The organism is Thauera phenylacetica B4P, from assembly GCF_000310225.1.
Taxonomy (GTDB): domain Bacteria; phylum Pseudomonadota; class Gammaproteobacteria; order Burkholderiales; family Rhodocyclaceae; genus Thauera; species Thauera phenylacetica.
In genome coordinates, this window is record NZ_AMXF01000311.1 from 1 (window position 1) to 3,750 (window position 3,750).

Annotated in this window: 4 protein-coding genes; 2 read left to right on the forward strand and 2 right to left on the reverse strand. The window is 72.1% G+C overall.

Annotation, left to right across the window (positions count from 1 at the left end):
• Nucleotides 1–318: 318 nt before the first annotated feature.
• The gene (locus C667_RS21020; RefSeq protein WP_004382387.1) at nucleotides 319–1,056 is read right to left on the reverse strand and encodes an RNA methyltransferase; all 738 of its coding nucleotides are present in this window, start codon (nucleotides 1,054–1,056) and stop codon (nucleotides 319–321) included.
• A gap of 143 nt (nucleotides 1,057–1,199) precedes the next feature.
• On the opposite strand from C667_RS21020, the gene C667_RS21025 reads away from it, so the two are divergent.
• Entirely contained in the window at nucleotides 1,200–2,000 is an 801-nt protein-coding gene (locus C667_RS21025; RefSeq protein WP_004382389.1) for an inositol monophosphatase family protein, read from the forward strand.
• A 19-nt stretch (nucleotides 2,001–2,019) separates the two neighbouring features.
• Here C667_RS21025 and C667_RS21030 read toward each other — a convergent pair whose 3' ends face one another.
• The gene (locus C667_RS21030; RefSeq protein ID WP_004382391.1) at nucleotides 2,020–2,541 is read right to left on the reverse strand and encodes a retropepsin-like aspartic protease family protein; all 522 of its coding nucleotides are present in this window, start codon (nucleotides 2,539–2,541) and stop codon (nucleotides 2,020–2,022) included.
• A gap of 163 nt (nucleotides 2,542–2,704) precedes the next feature.
• On the opposite strand from C667_RS21030, the gene C667_RS21035 reads away from it, so the two are divergent.
• The coding region (locus C667_RS21035) for a MutS N-terminal domain-containing protein (RefSeq protein WP_503169811.1) at nucleotides 2,705–3,750 on the forward strand (1,046 nt) is incomplete at its 3' end.

The following is a 3,750-nucleotide window of genomic DNA, read 5'->3' on the forward strand; positions in this document are numbered from 1 at the left end:
GCAGCCGCGTTCGCGCCTGCCGGCGCTCCTACAAAAGCTTCCGACCCGCGCCGGTTTCTGGAGGAGCGCCGGCAGGCGCGAAAGCGGCGCTCGCCCACCCGACGCGCGTCCCTTCCCCCGCGGCCTTGTTCGCGCCTGCCGGCGCTCCTACAGAAACCGCCGTGCTTCCGGACGCCTGCAGGAGCGGCGCAAGCCGCGAACGGGGCGGTCGCGCAAGCGACGCAGGGGGCATCCCTGGCGTGGTCTTCGCGCCTGCCGGCGCTCCTGCAAGCCCCCCCAAAGACTCCCCTGCAAGATTCTCTTCGCAGTCTGCAGCGATCAGCCGCGGCGGCGGGGCGTCTCGAAGGTGGTGAGCATGCCGCGCAGCAGGGCGACCTCCTCGCGCTCGAGGCGCACGCGATTGAACAGGCGCCGCATGCGCGGCAGCAGGCGCTTGGGGTTGGCGGGGTCGTGGAAGCCGCTGGCGGTGACGGCGCGCTCGAGGTGGGCCATGAAGCCCTCGAAGTCGGCATGCGTGGCCGGCTCGGGCTGCGGGTCGCCGGGCGCGGCGGCGGCGCCGAGCGCGGCCATGCGCAGCTCGTAGGCCAGCACCTGCACCGCCGCGCCGAGATTGAGCGAGGAGAACTCCGCGTCGGTGGGGATGGTGACCGGCAGGCTGCACAAGGCCGCCTCCTCGTTGGTGAGCCCGCTGGTCTCGTTGCCGAACACCAGCGCCACCGCGCCATCCTGCGTGCGCCCCACCAGCTCCACCGCGGCGTCGCGCGCCTGCAGGCGCGGCAGCGAGAGCTCGCGCCGGCGCGCGGTGAGCGCCGCGGAGAACACCGTGTCGGCGAGCGCCTCTTCCAGCGTGCCGACCACGCGCGCACGCTCAAGCAGGTCGGCCGCACCCGAGGCGCGCGCGGTGGCGACCTCGTCGGGAAAGGACTCCGGCGCGACCAGCCAGAGCTCGCGCAAGCCCATGGTCTTCATCGCGCGCGCGGCGGCGCCGATATTGCCGGGGTGGCTGGTGCGGGACAGCACGACGCGGATGCGGTCGAGCGCAAGGGGGCGATTCATATTAAAATTCCGCGTTTTCCGAATTTGCCGGGCTGCCTGCCCGGAACGTGGCCCGGCGGCCGCACGGCGGCCCGATGAAGCGGGCGGCAGCGCACGCCCGGCGCACGCGGCAGGCCCCGATTCTTTAACCGAGACCGCTCCGCATGCATGCAACCCTGAACATCGCCGTCAAGGCCGCCCGTCGCGCCGCGACCGTCATCAACCGCGCGTCGACCCAGCTCGACCTGCTGACCGTTCAGTCCAAGTCGCCCAACGACTTCGTCACCGAGGTCGACCGCGCCGCCGAACAGGCGATCATCGAGGTGCTGCGCGACGCCTTCCCGGGGCACGGGATTCTAGCAGAGGAGTCCGGCGAGTCCGGCCCGGAGAGCGAGTTCACCTGGATCATCGATCCGCTCGACGGCACCACCAACTTCATCCACGGCCTGCCGCAATACGCGGTCTCGATCGCGCAGACGAAGAACGGCGTGCTCGAGCACGCGGTGGTCTACGATCCCAACACCAACGAGCTGTTCACCGCCTCGCGCGGCGCCGGCGCCTTCCTCAACGACCGCCGCATCCGCGTCTCGCGCCGCACCCGCCTCAACGAGGCGCTGATCGGCACCGGCTTCCCCTTCCGCCGCTTCGACCATGTCGACGCCTACCTGGCGATGTTCAAGGAGCTCACCCAGAAGACCGCCGGCATCCGTCGCCCGGGTGCCGCCTCGCTCGACCTCGCCTACGTGGCCGCGGGCCGCTTCGACGGTTTCTGGGAGATGGGCCTGTCGCCCTGGGACATGGCGGCCGGCGTGCTGCTGATCCAGGAGGCCGGCGGCCTGGTGTCCGACTTGTCGGGCGAGGCCAACTACCTCACCACCGGCAACCTGGTCGCCGGCACGCCGAAGATCTTCGGCCAGCTGCTGCCGATCATCCAGGCCTGGCGCCCGGCCAACCTGCAGGCCTGAGGCCTCGGCCCCAAGCCTGCTATCCCGAGCCCGGCGCGCGCAAGGTCAGCGTGCCGCCGCGCTGGGTGAACTCAAGGTGACGCAGCGCCGACATGCCGAGCAGCACCTCGTCGCCCTGCATGCCCGGGTTGAGGTGGCCGGCCACGTCGCGGAACTCGAAGGGGCCGAAGGCGAGGCGCGGGATGCGCGTCTGGCGCACCGTCACCGCGCCGTTGGCGGTCAGCACCGAGGCTGGCGCGCCCGCCTGCAGTCCCAGCTCCGCGGCGAGGCGTGCGGGCACCGAGACCTGGGTCGCGCCGGTGTCGAGCAGCAGGCGCACCGGACGGCCGTTGATCTCGCCCGGCAACAGGTAGTGCCCGGCGCGGTTGCGCTGCAGCACCAGCTCGCTGGCGCCGGGGGCGACCACGAGATTGCGGTTGGGGTCCTCGCGGCGCTCGATCGCGCCGTCGAAGCTCACCCAGCCCAGCGCAAGAAAGGCGAGCGTCGCCAGCAGGCCCAGCCTGCGGCCGATGCGGCGGGTGTCGGCGTCCGGTGTGTTCAAGTCGATCTTTCCTTCGATCCACGGTGATAATCCTGCCTTTGCTGACGACAGCAAGGCAACCGGGAGGTTTCTTCAGTTGGCAATCCGCAAGCCGCCCTTCGAGGACACGGCCATCCGCCCCGCCGCGCTGAGCGAGGCCGAGATCACCGCCCATACGCCGATGATGCAGCAGTACCTCCGGATCAAGCAGCAGCATCCGGACACCCTGCTCTTCTACCGCATGGGCGACTTCTACGAGCTCTTCTTCGAGGACGCCGAGAAGGCCGCGCGCCTGCTCGACATCACGCTCACCACGCGCGGCCAGTCCAGTGGCAAGCCGATCCGGATGGCGGGCGTGCCCTTCCACGCGGTCGAGCAATACCTCGCGCGCCTGGTCAGGCTCGGCGAATCGGTGGTGATCGCCGAGCAGGTGGGTGAGCCGGGCGCGACCAAGGGGCCGATGGAGCGCGCGGTGAGCCGCATCGTGACCCCCGGCACGCTGACCGACGCCGCGCTGCTCGACGACCGCCGCGACGCGCTGCTGCTCGCCGCCAGCCTGCACCGCGGCGTGCTCGGGCTGGCGTGGCTCAACCTCGCCAACGGCGACTTCCGCCTCATGCAGTGCCCGTCGGACGCGCTGCAGGCGCAGTTCGAGCGCCTGCGCCCGGCCGAGGTGCTGGTGCCCGACGGCCTGGCCCTGCCCCTGCTCGACGCGCTCGCGCCGACGCAGCGCCGCCTGGCGGACTGGCAGTTCGACGCCGAGACCGGCACACGGCTGCTCACCGCCCACTTCGGCACCCGCGACCTCGCCGGCTTCGGCGTCGAGAACCTGCCGGTGGCGCTGGGCGCCGCCGCGGCCCTGTACGACTACGCGCAGGCCACCCAGCGCCAGACGCTCGCCCACGTCACCGGCCTCGTCGTCGAGCGCGAATCCGAGACCCTGCGCCTGGACGCCGCCACCCGGCGCAACCTGGAGCTCACCGAGACCCTGCGCGGCGAGCCCGCGCCCACCCTGCTCTCGCTGCTCGACACCTGCGTGACCAGCATGGGCTCGCGCTGGCTGCGCCATGCCCTGCACCATCCGCTGCGCGAGCGCGCCGAGCCCGCCGCGCGCCATGCCGCGGTGGCGGAGCTGGTGGGCACGGCCGAAGCGGACATGAACGTCGAGGCGGGCGGCACAGGGGGCGGCGCACCGGGGCAGGACGCCGGCGCCGCGGCCGCCGGCCTGGC

What these genes read in the sequence shown, in the direction of transcription:
- C667_RS21020 (WP_004382387.1), bottom strand. Translation starts at nt 1,056, where the DNA reads ATGAATCGCCCCCTTGCGCTCGACCGCATCCGCGTCGTGCTGTCCCGC.
- C667_RS21025 (WP_004382389.1), top strand. Translation starts at nt 1,200, where the DNA reads ATGCATGCAACCCTGAACATCGCCGTCAAGGCCGCCCGTCGCGCCGCG.